Source organism: Enterococcus sp. LJL51, assembly GCF_049894025.1.
Classification (GTDB): Bacteria; Bacillota; Bacilli; order Lactobacillales; family Enterococcaceae; genus Enterococcus_L.
In genome coordinates, this window is sequence record NZ_JBNEQE010000002.1 from 1 (window position 1) to 17355 (window position 17355).

The window sequence follows — 17355 nt, forward strand, 5'->3', positions numbered from 1 at the left end:
CCGCCCAGTTAGCTTGCCAACTATCAGATCCGATTTTTACCCAAACGTGTCCATAGCCGCCACCACCATTTCTATTAACTGCAATGTTAAGCGTACCAGAACCGACGTTTGCAATTCCTTCTGAAACATACGTAACTGGGATATCTTTTGCATTTCCACGCGCAGCATATGGATTTGGTGCGCCAACAAATTCAAGAATGTTCTTAATTAAGCTAACACATTGTCCATTTAGTCCGGCATCAGATTTATCAACTGTTATTTGACCGATAAGACTATCAAGAAAACTTTTTACTTTTCCAATTGTTTTTGCCATAAGTTTTCCTTTCTTTACTTTTTTGTAAGATCTTACAACGTTAGTATAGCGAATATAAGTGTTTTCTAACTGTCAACTTACTGTTGCTTGTCTCCCTATGAAAATTGACCAGCTATTGATAAAGCTGCTGACGGCATTAAGGAGTTTGTAGTCAATAATAATGAGTTCTTTCTATTTAGAGAAGAAAAGGAATGACTGTGAAAAATTTATAAGAGCGCATAATTCGTAGATATAAAAATGACTAACAATTAAATGTACCGATGTACCAACCCCAAAAAGTTAGAACTGAAAATCTAACTTTTGGAGGTTTTTTTGTATGGCAAAATATAGTTTTGATTTTAAGTTAAAAGTAGTCCATGAATATCTGGATCAAAAGCGAGGGATAAACTTTCTCGCAAAAAAATATGGGTTTAAAAGTAATAGTCAAATAGGAAGATGGATCAATGCTTATAATGAATTTGGTAAGGAAGGACTACTCCGTAGTCGAAAAAATAGGAATTATTCTGTTCAATTTAAATTAGATGCGATAGAGTTGTATTTAACAACAGAGCTGTCCTATCGAGAAGTAGCCAATCGTCTGGAAATTAACAATCTGCCTTTAATTGCGAGTTGGCTTAGAACCTATCGGAAACAGGGAATAGATGGACTCTCTAATCAGAAAGGACGTCCAACGACAATGCCTAAGAAGAAATCAAAAGAAGTCAAGCTACTCACCGATGAACAATCCAGATTAGATACACTAGAAAAAGAAAACAGAATGTTGAAAATTGAGAATACCTATTTAAAAGAATTGAGGAGGCTACGTTTAGAGGACGAACGAAAAATGAACGAATCGCACGAATCATTCACAGCCTCCGAGGACACTATCAATTAAAAGATATTCTGGAAACCTTAAGGTTTCCCAAAGCTACTTACATGTATTGGCAAAAACGATTAAACAGAAGTAATCCAACAAAAAGGATGGAAGAAGAAATTCAAGCGATTCGTAAGGAGCATCAACATTACGGCTATAGAAGAATGACACAAGAATTGAGACGACTTGGACTTCAAGTAAATAAAAAGAAAGTGCAGCGATTAATTCAAAAGCTACAGTTACAAGTCAATGCTTTCACTAAGAAATCAAGGAAGTATAATTCATATAGAGGAAGTATTGGTAAGATCGCTAGAAACTTGATTCATCGCCGATTCAACACCTCTGTTCCTCACCAAAAAATCACGACAGATACAACTGAATTTAAATATTTTGAAGCAGATAAAACTGGCATTCTTCGCCCCAAAAAACTATATTTAGATCCGTTTATGGATATGTATAACAGTGAAGTTCTAAGCTACAGCCTTTCTACTCAGCCAAATGGTAAAAAAGTTATGGCAGGGCTAGAAGAAGCAATTTTTCAAACAAATGATTGTCTCTATCGTCGCACTTTCCACCCTGATCAAGGTTGGGCTTGTCAAATGAACACCTATGTACAAACCTTAAAGGATAACCGTATCTTTCAAAGTATGTCTCGGAAAGGAACCTGTTTAGACAATTCTCCTATGGAGAATTTCTTCAGTATTCTAAAGCAAGAAATGTATTATGGAAAAGTCTATCAAAGCCAAAATGAGTTAAGATAAGTCGTTCATAAGTATATTTATTATTACAATCATTATAGAATCAAAGAAAAACTTAACTGGAAAAGCCCAGTAGAGTTTCGACAGTTCAATCAAAAAATGGCATAAAAAATAGAGTGGAAAAATCCACTCTATAAAAAGTCTAACTTTTGGGGGTCACTACAACATCAAAAAGTATAGAGCCTTCATTTCACTGATGTTTTAGGTATAGAATGTTATTTTCTAACTAGGTCTGCTTTTTTTGTAAAGACACCCAATTTTCTTAGAAGCAGCAGTAGATAATTAGTAGATAGTAATCTAGGTGCTAGTTTACTGTTTAGAACGGTAAGGATGAAGGAACCAATTAGTAATAAAGTAAATTTAAGCGGCCAACTTGGCAACCAATTTCTAAAAAATATTCTTAGTATAAATTCAATGATAAGATGCCAATAATACAAATCTAGAGAATGAGTTGAAAACCATTTGACAATGTCATTTTGTCTAAAGATTGCTGTAAATTTAGATGTTAGTAAAAATAATAATAAAAAAGAACATAATAGACCATAAGATAAATAATAAACATTTGGCGGGTACTTAAACTTATTTACCCATTCAAAGTTCTGATAAAAAGCTGAAATTAAAAATATAACAACATACAGTTCAAAAACCCAAAACAATTGTTCTCTTCTTAATTTGACTGCAAGCATCCCGAAAGCGGCGACAATCAGATAACCAAAAGGAATAACTATAAAGTTATGATAATGTGGACTAATACTCTCAGGGAAAAATTGTTGAAAGCGGATAACACTTTGCTGAAAGAGTAGTAGGAAAGTCAACAAGGTCAACTGTATGCTTAGATACTTTACTTTAGACAAAATAATGTAACTAATGGGAAAGAACAGTGAAATAACAATAAAAACACGAAATATCCAAACAAAGCCAAAACCTGATTCAAGTTGAAATGATGATATCATTGTTTCAACAGAGAAAGGATAAGTTATTCTTGTAATAAAAGTAGAAACAAAGAAAAATAGGTAGAAAATTACCAAGAAATTCCAAGTAGGAATTAGAAGACGTGATAAGCGTTTTATTACATAAGATCCATACTTATCCACTCCTTTTTCTCGACTATATGAGTAAGACATGCCCATTACAAAAACCATTAATGAGACGTCAAAAGTACGAAGGTTCCCCAAAAGTGTAGGAGGAGATGAATGTCCCAGAAGAATAAGTATAATTGCTAAAAATCGAAGCACATCAATTCGAGTATCACGTGTTGCTTTATTCAAATTTTAAACCCTCTTTTTCATTTATTTTAAATCCCCAAAATAACATTACTATATTTTGAGCAGTTTAGCAATGTTACAAATACAGTTAAAAAATGAAAAAACGGAAACCTATTATCGATAGATTTCCGTCAAAGTACTAAATTTTAGATGCCTAGAAGTGGTCCTGGATTAACAAAACCTGACCAGATTCCAGTAGCAATTGCAAAATGTAGATGGACACCAGTAGAATTACCAGTTGTTCCCATAAAACCAACCTGTTGTCCAAGTGTAACAGTCTGTCCTTGGCTTACTGTATAGCTGCTTAGGTGAGCGTAGTAAGAATAATAACTATCTCCATGGTTGACAATCACATAGTTTCCAGACATACCGTCATATCCGGCAACTTCAACTGTTCCAGATTTAACTGCCATAATCACTGTGCTTGAGCTTCCGCCAAAATCGATGCCATCATGGAAATTTCCGGAAATACCTGTAGGATCTTCACGATAGCCATAGCCGCTGGTAACTATTACGCTACTTACCGGCAGTCCCCAGCCGCTATTTGAAGCAGGAGGTGTAGAAGTGTCCTCTGTATCTGTCGGCAGTGACGTATCAGGCACAGAAGGAGTAGCTTCTGCTTCAGCAGTAGGAGCTTGCTGATTTTCCTCAGACTTGGCAGCAGCTTCTGCTTCGGCTGCTGCTTGAGCGGCCTGCTGTTCTTTTGCCTGTTTTTCAGCCAATGCTTGAGCTTCCGCCATTTTTTGTTTGCGCTCTTCAAGTGCTTTTAATTCTGCTTGTTTTTGCTTTTCAGCTTCTTCTTTTTGCTTTTCAAACTGCTCTTTTTCAGCAGTTTCTTTGGCTAAGCTTGCAGCTATTTCATTTAATTTAATATTTTGGTCCAGTTTAGCTTGCGCTAACCCTTCTTCTTTTTCAGATAGCTCAGCAGTTTTAGCTTCAAGCGCGGCTGCTTTTTCAACCAGCGTATCTTTTTTACTGTTTAAATTTTCTTTGTCTTGCTTTTGTGCTTGAATAATATCATTATTTGCACTAACAATTGTATTTACAGCTAAGACTTTGGAAATTGCATCAGAAATAGAAGTAGCATTCAGCATTACAGAAAGAATAGACGTATCCTGTCCGGTTTGTGTTGCCCGCGCCTGTGCATCCAGCTGGTCATTTCTTTTAGCAATCTTAGTTTCAAGATTAGTAATCTCGGTATTTAATGTATTGATTTCCTGTTCAGTGCTTTGTTTTTCTGCTAGAACAGCATTATATTCTTCTTCTAATGCAGTAATCTCAGCATCCAGCGTTGCCAGATATTCATTTGCTTCCTTTTGAGTGGTTACTATTTCGCTGATTTTCTGATTTTTTGCTTCAATCTGATCATCAATTGTTTCTGCTAATGCCGCAACTGGTGCAGTGCCTAGTAATAGGGCAAAGGAAAGGGTCAAAATAATCTTTTTCTTCAAGTTATAGTCCTCACTTTTTTCGATATATGCTAAATAATAGCTTTGCTTTAATTGATATAACTAATGAAATCATTAAAAGCAATTAAGTAAAACTCCTTTATCAGTATACCCTAAATTAGAAAAAAATAGTTGTGATTTACTGTTTTTTAATAATAACGCAAACTGAAGACATAATTGTAACATAAAAAGCGGTTAAGATAATCAGTGTATGGAGCTGGAATGAAAAGCAATCTTACTCTGGTCTTTGAACGGGTGGAAACGATGCTTCTCAATTATGCTTCTAATTCTCATCTGTTTGTTTTTCAGAATAGATTTTCAAAAAAGATAAGAACTCTGCTTCTTCTTCGATTAACAGTTCTGCTGCTGTCTGAAGCAGTTGAAATTTAGTTTCATCTTTAGCTAGTTGATTAATTACAGGCAAGAGCCGTATACGGTAGCTAGGGTCCTTTTCAATAAAGTAGTCTGTTGCTTCTTCTCCAATTAATGCAAAGACTTCAGTATTTTTTTTTTCGTAAACATAATCAAATGCCGTCGGAAATAGGTTCTTTGCTGTTGCGAGTATGTCTAAATCTTCTTCATAAGAGATGCTTTTCTGTTGAAGTGTGGTAATTAATTTATGCAGCTGATCGTCAGAAAGCTTGATTGAAGGGTTAATATCTACTAATAGGCTTAGGACATACTCGGTGAAGGTGCCGTATTTAATCCAGGAAACAGTCGTATTTCCTAGAATAGCTATTTTTTCTAAACGTTCTCTTTTAGGAAGATTATTTCCTTTTTCCCAGTTATTGACTGTACTTGCACTGGAATTCCCTACTAATTTTGCAAAAGCTGCCATTGAATAGCGATGCTTTTTTCGTATACTTTTGATTCTTTCACCTGCAGCAAACAGATTTGTTGTCAAATGATTTCCTCCTTATATAGGGTTCTTTATTTAATATACCACAATTATTCTCATTTTTCATTTTGGTGTTCATGAACTTCATATTGAATAGTTTAGTTTACTATGATATAATTTTTTTACCGAAATATATTCAATTGTTTGTGTGTATCCTTACTCATCGTGAGAAGTGCAAGTACTTTTAGAAGTGGAATTACCGAAATATATGCAAATTAGGAGGGAAGCATGAAAAAAATGAAATTGATGAAAAAAAGAAATGAGCAGAAAATCTCCCGGTTTTTAAATGAACTATCCCATAATCATTCTATAAATGAATATGAAGCGGCAATTTTTGATACATATTCTAATGAATATGAACGAATGGTTAGTCTGATTTTTAGTGCTCATATATTATATAAAGGCTTCGATTACGCATGCTGTTTATATAAGAAAACCGCTAAGGAAGAATATCAAAAAATCTATCAGATAGTTAATAGAAAAGTTGATAACGAAGCACTAAAAAAAGATATTTTAGAGAGCTTAGTTAAAAAATATAACAGACTTCTAAAAAATGCACCTTCTCAAGCTAAAAAAAATTACGGATTTGAAATTTTTTATGGAGTAACTGGAGGTTTTAGAAAAAAATATAAGTACAATAGAAGAAGAATTGAACAGATGTATCAGGAAATTGAGTCAGCACCAGCAAGTTTGGCTGACGGTATTTTTTCATCTTTTTTTAGTAAAATCTGCAGATTTTCTATGTATCAAAAGAAACGATTTTCAGGTTTTTTAAAGTTTCACAGCTAAAGAAGTCAATTCATTTCATTGAAGATTAATCCTATGCTATGCTGTAATTGAGTGAGAGAAATCTTTCAGATTAAATGAGCAAGGGGTTGACTTACTATGGATAACAAACATAATCATATAAAAACAGAGCATACGGTGTCTTCTGAAACAATGAATCACGCTATGATGAATCATGAAGGGCATGAACATCACGAACATGGGCATGAAATGAGTGGGATGGATCATTCAATGCATATGGGAAACTTCAAGCAGAAATTTTGGCTGTCTCTGATTTTGGCAATACCGATCATTTTTATTTCTCCGATGATGGGGATTGATTTGCCTTTTCAGTTTACTTTCTCTGGGTCAGACTGGCTGGTACTCGTTTTAGCATCAATTTTATTCTTTTATGGCGGACAACCCTTTTTAAGCGGGGCCAAAATGGAGCTAAAAGCAAAAGCACCGGCAATGATGACGCTGATTGCTATGGGGATTTCTGTTTCCTATTTTTATAGTGTGTACGCTTTTATCATGAATCATCTTTTTCCAGATAAACATGTCATGGACTTTTTCTGGGAGCTGGCAACACTGATTGTTATCATGCTTTTGGGTCACTGGATTGAAATGAATGCTATCTCAAATGCCGGAGACGCGTTGGATAAAATGGCGGCGTTGCTCCCTGATACTGTAAAACGGCTTCAGGATGATGGGACAGAAGAAATAGTATCGTTAAAAGAAGTTGGCAAAGGCGATAGATTGATGATCCGTTCCGGAGATAAGATTCCTGCAGATGGTCGGATTTTGTCGGGAGCAAGTTCAGTAGACGAATCGATGGTTACAGGTGAAGCAAAATTGGTGACAAAAAATACCGGAGATACGGTCATTGGCGGCGCCATTAATGGAAGTGGAACAATAGAAATTGAAGTTACCGGAACAGGAGAATCTGGTTATCTATCAAAAGTTATGCAGCTGGTACAACAGGCTCGTTCTGAAAAATCAAAGCTTGAATCGATTTCAGATAAGGTAGCCCGCTGGCTCTTTTATATTGCTTTAATTGTTGGACTGTCTGCATTTCTCATCTGGCTTTTGGTAACTGGTGATTTAAGTCAGGCATTTGAGCGAATGGTCACGGTATTTATCATTGCCTGTCCTCATGCATTAGGACTGGCAATTCCTTTAGTAATAGCCAGATCAACAACTATTGCAGCCAAACATGGATTGCTAATAAAAAATAGAAATGCCTTGGAACAAGCTAATGATTTGCAATATGTCTTTTTGGATAAAACCGGTACCCTGACTGAAGGAAAGTTTACTGTAACAGGAATAAGCCTATTGAATCAAAAATACTCTGAAGAAGAAGCATTGAAATATATAGGTGCATTGGAAGCTGATGCTAACCATCCGTTGGCAGCCGGTATTATGAATTATTTGAAGCAGAAGACGATTATCCCTTATCAGGCAAAGGATTTAAAGAACCTTTCAGGTGTTGGAGTGACTGGAACAATTGATGGTCTTTCTGTAAAAGTAGTGAATGAAAAGGAAGTAGAACGTTTATCTCTATCCATTAAACAGTCAGAGAAGGAAGCTTATTTGAAGCAGGGAAATACAATAAGCTATCTACTGATTGATGACCAGCCGGCAGCGCTGATTGCTTTAGGTGATGTAGTTAAGCCTCAAGCTAAGGCATTCATTCAGGCGCTTAAAAAACTGGCTATCACTCCTGTAATGCTTACTGGTGATAACAAGGTTTCTGCTGCTGCTATCGCAACATATCTAGAAATAGATGATTTCTATAGTGAACTGCTTCCAGAAGAAAAAGAAAAAAAGGTTAAGGAATATCTGGATAAAGGGAATAAAACAATGATGGTAGGTGACGGAATTAATGATGCACCTTCTCTAGCTAGAGCAACTATCGGTGTCGCTATTGGTGCAGGAACAGATGTCGCTGTTGATTCGGCAGATGTTGTTTTGACCGACAGTGATCCGTTTGATATTATTCGTTTTATTGACCTAGCTAAACAAACTCGAAGAAAAATGATACAAAATCTTTGGTGGGGAGCAGGATATAATATCATTGCTATTCCTTTGGCAGCCGGCATTCTTGCACCAATCGGTTTTATATTGAATCCAGCTGTAGGAGCAATTCTTATGTCTCTGAGTACGGTGATTGTGGCTTCAAATGCGATGACACTAAGGATAAAAGGCGAGTAATAGAAAAGCTTACTACAAAATTTTGTTTTTCTGTGTTTAATTCAGAAATAGTCTGGGGCAGCTTCCCAGGCTATTTTTTGCTATAAACAGGTAAAAATAAAAATGAAAACAGGAAAAAGAGGTAGTTTATAAATGAACTGTTGATAAAAAAATGTGAGGGGTTATATGGAAGTAATTGACATCTTAGACTTTGAAACAAAGAAAATAATAGAGATTCTAGGGATTCTTCAAAATGCTACAGAAGATATTTTGCTAAAATCGTTAGCGGAGAAATTAGCTGTTCATGTAAAAACTGTTCGAAAATACCTTTATAAGCTGCAGGGTGCCCTAAAGGATTCTACGTACCAGAAAGAATTAGTTCTTACTCTGACGGAAAAGGATAGCGTGCGTTTACGGAACAGCAATTCCCTATATTTGGAGAGGTTCCGTATGCTTTATATTTATTCAACCCCCGAAGTTTATATTCTAGAGAAAGTAGTCACAGCTTCCCCCATCTCAATTGTGGATTTGACCAATCATTTTTCTGAAAGTGAAGCAAAAATGAGAAAGAGAATTACCAAAATCAGGGAATGGCTGAAGCCTTATTATTTAGGACTGCGGCACAATACATTGGAACTGACAGGAACAGAGCTCCAAATTCGTGAGTTTATAGCTAAATTTCGCTGGCAGATTTTTCAAGGATTTGATAGCTGGACTAATGGGCATTTGTCAGGAAAAGCAACAACTCTTTGTGATGGGCTTATTGGGGTTCTTCAGATGAGGGTTAATCATATTCAAAAGCAACAGCTGATGTTGATAATCTGCATCCAGCTGCACAGAATAGAACAGAAAAAAAGCATTGCTCTGAAATCCGAAATGGAAAGCTTTTGTTTAGACAGTGAGCTATACAAATATTTCATAAATGAAATAAGAAAAAAAAGAGCAGCCGTTCTTTCTTCAGAAGAATATATGTATCTATTTCTGACTGTGCTTGCAAAATATGCAGCAACCTTTAGTCGAAGGATAGGGGATAAAAGCATTTCTGATTATTATAAAAGTAAATCCAGAGTTCAAATATGTTCTTATCTTGGAGCGAAGATGCTAAAGCAGGTATTCTGGGAAAAAGAAATTATTTTTACGAAAAAAATTTACATAGCCATGCTTAGTTTTCATCTGTATCATGAGTTATGGGAAGGGTTCTATTATGAAAAAACGTCAGCGTTACATGCTATGACGTTAATTTATCCAGTTTGCTTTTTACGATTGAATCAGGGGATTAGCCAGCTTCAAAAAATCTCAAAATCGTTTAAGGCAATTCATAAAGAAGAGTTACTATTTCGTTATTTCCAAATCTTTACCAGACTTTGTTCTCCTGTTTCGCTGGAAAAAAGAAAAAATATCTATCTGGCTTTAGAGTGGCCGATAGAACAGAAAGGAGAGCTTAAAACTAAGATTCTTTCTTTTTTTAGACAAAGGAAAAATATTAAAATTATTGAAGCCGGCGCGCAAACGGAATACAATAATGCTGATATTATCCTGACCACTGCCCTCCACCCAATTTTTACAAATGAAAATATAACTTGCCCAGTTCTCTTTATTACGAATATGGACGATCATATCCTCTTTTTTCAGTTAGAATCACTTTTAGAGGATAAAAAATAAAACCCTTTCACACAAGTGTGATAAAATAGGAATGAGTTAAACGATTAGGAGGAATTTTGATGAAACAAATTCAATTTGGTACCAGTGATTTAACCGCAGCAGCAGTGATTTTAGGATGTATGCGCATGAACGGCGCGGAAAAGCCGCAAGAAATCATAGAGACAGCTGTTGATCAGGGAATTAACTTCTTTGACCATGCAGATATTTATGGCGCTGGAGAATGTGAAACAATTTTTGGTCAAGCGTTAAAAAACAGCAGTATATCCAGAGATGATATTATTGTTCAAACGAAATGCGGCATTCGTAAAGGAATGTTTGATTTTTCTAAAGAACACATCATTGATTCTGTTGAAGGAAGCTTGAAGCGTTTAGGTCTTGACTATGTTGACGCACTGTTGCTTCATCGGCCAGATACATTGGTGGAACCGGAAGAAGTGGCTGCTGCATTCGATCAACTTGAAAAGCAAGGAAAAGTGAAATATTTTGGCGTAAGTAATCAAAAGCCAATGCAGATTGAATTGCTTAAAAAGACTGTGACTCAGCCGCTGCTGGCTAACCAGCTTCAGTTTGGCATTAAGCACACTGAAATGGTGGATCAGGGGATTCATGTAAATATGACAGATGAAGGAAGCTTCGATCATGACGGCAGTATTTTGGATTATTCACGATTGAATCAAATGACAATTCAGGCTTGGTCTCCTTACCAATATGGATTCTTTGAAGGAGTGTTCATTGGCAATGATAAATTCCCTGAATTAAATGCTAAGATGGAAGAGCTGGCAGAAAAATACGGCACTACGCCAACCGGTTTGGCAACTGCTTGGATTTTAAGACACCCTGCTGAAATGCAGGTGATTGCTGGTACAATGAATATCGGAAGAATCAAGGAGATTGCTGCCGCTTCAGAAATAGTTCTCAGCCGGGAAGACTGGTATGCTATTTATTTAGCAGCAGGCAACATCTTACCATAGTGTGAACGGGGAAAAATAGCATGAAATCATCGCAGAAGGAATTAGCGAGTAGAGGCTATCTGCCAGAGGATAGCTCCATTCAGAAGCTTTCCAAAGAAGAGGCAGTTAACCAGTTAGATGCAGCAGACCCTGTGAAGCGGTCAGCCGCCGCACGTTTGATTGGGCATTCGTTTATTCTGGAAGCAGGAGCAGCTAAAGCTCTACTAGAGCGTCTGCTAATCGAAAAAAAGCTCTATTCCCGTATGGAAATTTGCTCTGCTTTAGGCAAGGGCAATGCCCAAACTGTCGAGCAAATGATACCTTATATTGGTAAGCTTGGAAAAAATCAGCATCAAACTATTGCTGACGCCAAAAGTTCTAAAAAAAAGAATTATCCATTGGCAAGGGATATTATTGCCCGTACATTAGCTAATATGGGAGAATTTACTGTGGCTGTGCTTTTTGAACTGTTAAAAGAACCTGAAGCTATTAGAGAAGGACTAGACGCTTTAGGCTATCAAATCTTTTATTCCTCTAGGCTTCAGACATTGGAAAATTTCGAAAAAGGTAAAGCATATTATGAAAGATATTCCGCTGATTTGCTGTTGGTCTGGAAATTTGTCACTTTCTGTTCGGCATTTCCACCAGCCTATACTCATGATGTTTTAGCCGAGATTGAGGTATCGTTTTCTGAAAAAGTCATTCAGGAAGAACTTGTTAGAACGCGAAAATTAAGCAAAATTCACTAAGTGTTCATTGTTGTTCTTGTAAGTTTTACAATTTAGAAAACAATCAGTCATAAATAATTCAAAAATGCACAGTACAATAAGTACAAATAGAAAATTAAATTAATTTCATTTGTGTGAATTTATGTGTGTGAACTCCTATAAGACCGAAACAGCTCTCCTAAGTTGTTTCGGTCTTTTCTTTACCTTCTTACTGCAAATTCTGTAGATATTTGTTAGAATATAACAGAACTATGTTTCTGGTAAAAGTAGAAAAAATGCATATTTTATTGAGATTGAGACAAAAGAGCTAAGCTTTGGGTTGTCAGTTAAGTGATTTAGAAAATACGGGTTGCGTTGAGTAATCGGAGTCCCATCTATCCAGATATAGAAGCTGTTAGTGAAATGATTGGTGTGGCCCTTATTTTACCGAATTTTCCTGAACATTTATTTCTATAATAAAGCAGTGGCTAACCAGACGGATTATTCGAAAAGAGTCAAGAGACACAGCAAGAAAACCTAGTAGCTGTTGCTCAATACTTACCCAGCTTATAGGTGATTCATTTTTAGCGTAAATCCATAGAGTAGAAGAAAACCAAGAAAAGGGAGAAAATTCAATGACAAAAAATAAACTTTTATTAGTAGATGGCAACAGTGTAGCTTTTCGGGCTTTCTTTGCTCTTCACAATTCATTAGAACGCTTCAAAAATAAGAACGGGCTGCATACGAATGCAATTTATGCTTTTAATACAATGTTTGAAAATGTTATGGCAAAGGAAAACCCTACTCATGTGCTTGTAGCTTTTGATGCTGGAAAAACAACGTTCAGAACGGAGTTCTATGCAGAATACAAAGCTGGGCGTTCTAAAACACCAGGCGAGTTTAAAGAACAAATGCCGTACATTCGAGAGCTGTTGACGGGACTTGGTGTCCAGTACTATGAACTGGATAACTATGAAGCAGATGATATCATCGGAACTTTAGCTAATAAGGTATCTAAAGAAGAATTTGATGTAGTTGTTCTTTCTGGCGATCGGGATTTAACTCAGCTGGCAACGGATTCAGTAAAAGTTGATATCACAGTTAAGGGTGTAAGCGATTTGGAGACCTATACACCTGAATATGTGGCAGAAAAATACGATGGACTTAGGCCATTACAGATTATTGATATGAAAGGTCTAGCGGGGGATACATCCGATAATATTCCAGGCGTAACTAAAATTGGTGAGAAGACAGCGATTAAACTGCTGAAGGAATATGGCTCTGTTGAAGGGATTTATGAGCATATTGATGAACTGAAGCAAAGTAAAATGAAAGAAAATCTGATAAATGATAAAGAGCAGGCGTTTATGTCTAAGCGTTTGGCAACAATTGAAGTCAATGCGCCTGTTGATATTGATATTGACAGCTTGAAGTATGAAGGAAAGGATTTGGACAAGCTTGTTCCTTTCTACAAGGAGATGGAATTTAAACAGTTTCTCAGCAAGCTTAACATTGAAGAAGAGCATCAGGAAATGGAGGATGTCCTGTTTCAAGTAGTGGATTCCTTCACTGAAGAAATGTTTACTGACGACATGGCTCTGTACGTGGAAATGATGGAGGATAACTACCATACGTCTCCAATTGTTGGCGTCGCATGGGGCACAAAAGAAAAAATTTATGTTACTAGCGATTTGGCGCTTTTCGAAAATCCGTATTTCACTAAATGGCTGCTGTCTGATGTATATAAGAAAAAAGTTTATGATATGAAACGCACCTACGTTGCATTAAACAGGTATTCGGGAAAGATGCAGGGAGTAACTTTTGATGTTCTTTTAGCCGCATACTTGCTGGATACAAACGACAGCAATGCGGATATTGAAGGTGTAGCTCAGCATTACGGTTATACTGAAATCCGTTCAGATGAAGCTGTCTATGGAAAAGGAGCAAAAAAAGGGCTGCCGGAAGATGAAGAAGTGTTTTACAGTCATTTAGCCCGAAAAATCAAAGCCATTCATTTTCTAACGAATTCGCTGGATAAAGAACTGACAGAAAAGAATCAGGTGGATCTCTTTTATAAAATGGAATTGCCGTTGTCTCAAATTCTTGGAGATATGGAAATTACTGGTATTCGAGTAGATGCTCAGCGATTAAAGGAAATGCGAATTGAGTTTTCTGAACGGCTGTCAGGTATTGAGCAGAAAATTTATGAAGAAGCGGGCGAAGAATTTAATCTGAACTCACCAAAACAACTGGGCGTTATCTTGTTTGAGAAAATGGGACTGCCAGTAATTAAAAAGACGAAGACAGGCTACTCAACGGCAGTAGATGTACTGGAACAGCTGAAGGAGCAAGCGCCGATTGTCGAAGATATCTTAACCTATCGTCAAATTGCCAAGATTCAGTCAACCTATGTGGAGGGATTACTGAAAGTTATTCAGCCAGATGAAAAAATCCATACCCGCTATGTTCAGACCTTAACTCAAACGGGCCGGTTGAGTTCGGTCGATCCTAACCTGCAGAATATTCCAATTCGTTTAGATGAGGGACGGAAAATTCGCCAAGCATTTGTTCCGAGAAAAGCAGACTGGCTGATTTTTTCTTCGGATTATTCTCAAATTGAACTCCGCGTTCTGGCTCATATCTCAGACGATGAGCATTTGAAGCAGGCCTTTATTGACGGTCAAGATATTCATGCAAGTACTGCAATGCGGGTGTTTGGTCTTGAAAAGCCGGAAGATGTCACGCCAAATATGCGCCGTCAGGCCAAAGCAGTAAACTTTGGAATTGTTTATGGGATTAGTGATTATGGTCTTTCGCAAAATTTAGGAATTACCCGCAAACAGGCACAACAGTATATCGACACATACTTTGAAAAATATCCAGGTGTTAAAAAATACATGGAAGAAATCGTCCGTGAAGCAAAAGATAAAGGCTATGTAGAAACGCTTTATCACCGCAGACGCTACTTAAACGATATTAATTCCCGCAACTTTAATCTACGCTCTTTTGCTGAACGTACAGCTATTAATACGCCTATTCAAGGCAGCGCAGCAGATATTTTGAAGATTGCCATGATTAATATGGCTGAACGTCTGAAAAAAGAAAAAGTACAGGCGACGATGCTTCTACAAGTACATGATGAGCTTGTCTTTGAAGCCCCTGAACAAGAACTTGAGCAGTTGAAAACAATTGTTAAAGAAGAGATGGAGCAGGCCGTAAAACTCCATGTTCCGTTGATTACTGACAGCAGCTGGGGAAAAACCTGGTATGAAGCAAAATAATCTAAGGAATAATCGAAGAGGCGGCTAAGCAGCGCCTCTTTATTTAAATGAAGTGAGTAAACAGTTTTGACAATGAAAATTGAACTGATTGGAGGGACGAATATGCCGGAATTGCCAGAGGTTGAAACAGTTCGTAAAGGACTGGAGAAATTGGTAGTAGGAAAAACAATCGAAGACGTACAGGTATTATGGGGACGAATTATCGAACAGCCGGAAAAGGAGCTATTTGAGCTTTCGCTTAAAAACCAAACCATCAAAGCAGTTGAACGCCGGGGGAAGTTTCTAATCTTTAAACTAACTGATTTTGATATGATTTCCCACTTAAGAATGGAAGGGAAATACGAATTTCATGAATCAGCGGCTGATACTCTCATCAAGCATACCCATGTTCGCTTTTTGTTTACGGATGGCTCCGAACTACGGTATCTGGACGTTAGAAAATTTGGCAGGATGGTTCTTGTTGATAAAGAGCAGGCAAGTCAATACAAAGGGATACTGGCTTTAGGTCCGGAGCCTTTGCCGGAAGTGTTTCATTTGAAGGACTTTCGTAGGGGGCTAAAAAAGCATCATAAAGCAATAAAACCGTTATTGTTAGATCAGAAGCTAGTGACGGGCTTGGGAAACATCTATGTAGATGAAGCACTATGGGAAGCAAAGATTCACCCTGAGCAACCGGCAGACAGTCTTAAAAATAAGGAGACAGAAGCACTGTACGCTGCAATTATTGATGTTTTGGCAAGGGCTGTTGAAGCTGGGGGGACAACGATTCGAAGCTATTTAAATGCCTTAGGCGAGGCTGGGAAATTTCAGATATCTCTTCATGCATATGGGCAAACTGGAGAGCCTTGTCTACGCTGCGGCACTCCGATTCAAAAAATCAAAGTTGCTCAACGCGGTACTCATTTTTGTCCCACATGCCAAAAGCTGAAAGGAATGAAGTAGCATGAGCTTAATTTTGGGTCTGACCGGCGGAATCGCAACAGGTAAAACGACCGCCGTGAAAGTGTTTAAAAGAAATGGTTTCCCTGTTGTGGATTCTGATCAGATTGCCCGGCAGGTTGTTGAGCCTGAAACCCCAGGACTTAAAGCAGTGACAGCCGTTTTTGGCGAAGAAATATTAAACGAAGACGGCACGTTGAACCGCAAAAAGCTGGGGCGTTTGATTTTTTCAAATGATAAAAAACGAGCGTTGCTGGATGATACCCTAGCCCCCTTTTTACAAGAGCAGATTAGTCAAGCGATTAAAGCTGCTGCTGAGACAAGTCAACTGGTGATTGCGGATATTCCTTTGCTTTATGAGAAGAACTATGAAGATTCAGTGGATAGGATTGCAGTTGTTTATATCCCTGAACAACTACAGGTTACGCGATTAGCAGCGAGAGATGCTATCTCAGAAGTAGAAGCATGCCAGCGCATGAACAGCCAACTGCCTATTGAGGAAAAGAAAAAGAGAGCGGATATCGTTTTTGACAATCAGGGAACCGTTGAAAAATTGGAAAGACAGATTCTGAATTGGCTAAAAGATGAGCGGCTAATTTAAAAGATGACTAAAGAGAGATTGAGGGAGCTGCTAAACTGTAGTTCTCTTATTTATTTGTTTGAATTAAATAGGCGTAAAGCTTGTTTTTTATTTAATAATTGTAGTTTCAAACAACATAGCGGTGCAGTATCATGTTAAAATGTTGGTACGCGATGAAGGGTTTTTATTCTCACCACATTTCGTGTTATAATATAACTACTAACTTAAATGAAAATTGAGGTGATCACTATGCGTTGTCCTAGATGCCATCATAATAATTCTCGGGTAATTGACAGTCGTCAGGCTGATGACGGGAGAGCTATCCGTAGACGAAGAGAATGTGAAAACTGTCATAACCGATTTACAACGTTTGAACGAATTGAAGCTGCTCCGTTACTTGTTATTAAGAAAAACGGTGATCGTGAAGAATTCAATAGAGATAAAATTTTAAGAGGACTTATCCGTTCAGCGGAAAAGCGTCCTGTTGCGATGGAACAAATGGTAAAAATTGTTGATAATGTTGAGAATAGAGTGCGTGAACTAGGTGAAAATGAAGTTTCAACTACATTAATTGGTGAGTTCGTAATGGAGGATCTGGTTATGCTGGATGAGATTGCCTATATTCGCTTTGCTAGTGTTTATCGTCAGTTTAAAGATATGAGTGTCTTTTTGAAGGAGCTCCAGGAAATTGTTGATAAAGCACAATCAGAAAAAAATGATACGGAGAATGAATAAGGAGGTCT

At 37.3% G+C, this 17355-nt stretch carries 15 protein-coding genes and 1 pseudogene; 12 read left to right on the plus strand and 4 right to left on the minus strand.

The features are described 5' to 3' along the window. Positions 1 to 313 (minus strand): annotated as a pseudogene (locus ACPWSO_RS02230) (lysozyme); the annotation flags it as partial. Positions 314 to 629: 316 nt separating this feature from the next. On the opposite strand from ACPWSO_RS02230, the gene ACPWSO_RS02235 reads away from it, so the two are divergent. The 3 genes from ACPWSO_RS02235 to ACPWSO_RS02245 are packed head-to-tail and all read left to right on the plus strand — an operon-like array spanning position 630 to position 2032. Beyond that, positions 630 to 1187 (plus strand): transposase, encoded by a 558-nt coding sequence (locus ACPWSO_RS02235; RefSeq protein ID WP_426081164.1) that lies wholly within the window; start codon positions 630 to 632, stop codon positions 1185 to 1187. Next, positions 1157 to 1927: an IS3 family transposase gene (locus tag ACPWSO_RS02240; RefSeq protein ID WP_426081511.1), complete on the plus strand. Its 771-nt coding sequence runs from the start codon at positions 1157 to 1159 to the stop codon at positions 1925 to 1927. Before ACPWSO_RS02235 ends, ACPWSO_RS02240 begins: the two co-directional genes overlap by 31 nt. Positions 1928 to 1966: 39 nt before the next feature. Then, complete coding sequence (locus tag ACPWSO_RS02245; RefSeq protein WP_426081512.1) at positions 1967 to 2032, plus strand: hypothetical protein; 66 nt, start codon at positions 1967 to 1969, stop codon at positions 2030 to 2032. Positions 2033 to 2139: 107 nt separating this feature from the next. Here the strand turns inward: ACPWSO_RS02245 and ACPWSO_RS02250 are convergent, their stop codons facing one another. The 3 genes from ACPWSO_RS02250 to ACPWSO_RS02260 form a co-directional block, all read right to left on the minus strand. Beyond that, positions 2140 to 3192 carry an acyltransferase family protein gene (locus ACPWSO_RS02250; RefSeq protein ID WP_426081165.1) on the minus strand — a complete coding sequence of 351 codons (1053 nt, stop codon included), beginning with the start codon at positions 3190 to 3192 and terminating at the stop codon, positions 2140 to 2142. A 143-nt stretch (positions 3193 to 3335) separates the two neighbouring features. Continuing rightward, a complete protein-coding gene (locus tag ACPWSO_RS02255; protein ID WP_426081166.1) occupies positions 3336 to 4640 on the minus strand; it encodes a murein hydrolase activator EnvC family protein in 1305 nt (434 codons plus the stop codon). A 280-nt stretch (positions 4641 to 4920) separates the two neighbouring features. After that, positions 4921 to 5541: a helix-turn-helix domain-containing protein gene (locus ACPWSO_RS02260; protein WP_426081167.1), complete on the minus strand. Its 621-nt coding sequence runs from the start codon at positions 5539 to 5541 to the stop codon at positions 4921 to 4923. A 222-nt stretch (positions 5542 to 5763) separates the two neighbouring features. Between ACPWSO_RS02260 and ACPWSO_RS02265 the strand changes: the two genes are divergently transcribed. The 9 genes from ACPWSO_RS02265 to nrdR all read left to right on the plus strand — a co-directional run bounded on the left by ACPWSO_RS02265 (position 5764) and on the right by nrdR (position 17347). Then, positions 5764 to 6324: a hypothetical protein gene (locus ACPWSO_RS02265; protein WP_426081168.1), complete on the plus strand. Its 561-nt coding sequence runs from the start codon at positions 5764 to 5766 to the stop codon at positions 6322 to 6324. Between the two features lie 96 nt (positions 6325 to 6420). Beyond that, positions 6421 to 8514, plus strand: coding sequence for a heavy metal translocating P-type ATPase (locus ACPWSO_RS02270; protein WP_426081170.1), 2094 nt, complete (start codon positions 6421 to 6423; stop codon positions 8512 to 8514). A 165-nt stretch (positions 8515 to 8679) separates the two neighbouring features. Then, positions 8680 to 10155 (plus strand): helix-turn-helix domain-containing protein, encoded by a 1476-nt coding sequence (locus ACPWSO_RS02275; RefSeq protein ID WP_426081171.1) that lies wholly within the window; start codon positions 8680 to 8682, stop codon positions 10153 to 10155. A gap of 59 nt (positions 10156 to 10214) precedes the next feature. Continuing rightward, positions 10215 to 11126: an aldo/keto reductase gene (locus tag ACPWSO_RS02280; protein WP_426081172.1), complete on the plus strand. Its 912-nt coding sequence runs from the start codon at positions 10215 to 10217 to the stop codon at positions 11124 to 11126. A gap of 20 nt (positions 11127 to 11146) precedes the next feature. After that, on the plus strand, positions 11147 to 11854 hold the full coding sequence (locus tag ACPWSO_RS02285) for a hypothetical protein (protein WP_426081173.1): 708 nt from the start codon (positions 11147 to 11149) through the stop codon (positions 11852 to 11854). Between the two features lie 593 nt (positions 11855 to 12447). Then, entirely contained in the window at positions 12448 to 15093 is a 2646-nt protein-coding gene (gene polA / locus ACPWSO_RS02290) for a DNA polymerase I (RefSeq protein WP_426081174.1), read from the plus strand. Between the two features lie 102 nt (positions 15094 to 15195). Beyond that, positions 15196 to 16035, plus strand: coding sequence for a DNA-formamidopyrimidine glycosylase (mutM, locus tag ACPWSO_RS02295; RefSeq protein WP_426081175.1), 840 nt, complete (start codon positions 15196 to 15198; stop codon positions 16033 to 16035). A gap of 1 nt (position 16036) precedes the next feature. Then, positions 16037 to 16633 (plus strand): dephospho-CoA kinase, encoded by a 597-nt coding sequence (gene coaE, locus ACPWSO_RS02300; protein WP_426081176.1) that lies wholly within the window; start codon positions 16037 to 16039, stop codon positions 16631 to 16633. A gap of 228 nt (positions 16634 to 16861) precedes the next feature. Beyond that, the gene (gene nrdR, locus ACPWSO_RS02305; RefSeq protein ID WP_426081177.1) at positions 16862 to 17347 is read left to right on the plus strand and encodes a transcriptional regulator NrdR; all 486 of its coding nucleotides are present in this window, start codon (positions 16862 to 16864) and stop codon (positions 17345 to 17347) included. Positions 17348 to 17355: the final 8 nt, after the last annotated feature.